This is a genomic window from Piscirickettsia salmonis LF-89 = ATCC VR-1361, assembly GCF_000297215.2.
GTDB lineage: Bacteria > Pseudomonadota > Gammaproteobacteria > Piscirickettsiales > Piscirickettsiaceae > Piscirickettsia > Piscirickettsia salmonis.
In genome coordinates this window covers 1-511 of record NZ_AMFF02000269.1, presented here as the reverse complement: position 1 = coordinate 511, position 511 = coordinate 1, and the positions used below count along the sequence as shown (strand labels likewise).

Annotated in this window: 1 protein-coding gene; it reads left to right on the top strand. The window is 32.1% G+C overall.

Translation table 11 applies throughout. The features are described 5' to 3' along the window. A partial coding sequence (locus C200_RS15945; RefSeq protein ID WP_033923862.1) for a hypothetical protein occupies positions 1–463 on the top strand: 463 nt, incomplete at its 5' end. Positions 464–511: the final 48 nt, after the last annotated feature.

The window sequence follows — 511 nt, the reverse complement described above, 5'->3', positions numbered from 1 at the left end:
ATTTTTTGCAACAGTGCCCAATCAATCATCATCACCACTCATCCGCTGGCCCTTGAAAAAGCTAATTAGTTCAGTTGTAAGCACTTATAATAAACAATTAATCAGTTTATTTAATACTGCCACTTATCAGTCTATCATTAACGTATTGCCTATCGGCCAAACCATCGATAAAGTTGCACAAACTCCACAGTTTTATCATTCTGTACAAAATGGTTTATCTTGTATTAATCAAGTTGCAACAGCAACAAATCCACAACCTGATATTAATAATTGCAACTATAATAATAACCAAACTTATTTTGCTTGGAATAATTCCCACTTAACAACGATAGCCAATCAATACGTCGCTTATCAAATTTATTATAATATGATTAATTCAATCCACCTTAAAACAATACAAAGTGATGCAAAAGAACAGGAAACTATAAAGAAATCAGTTAGCAGCATACTGGCGCTGAGATAAATTACTCTTTAAAACTATATAAATAATTAAAACGTAAGCGTCGCTACC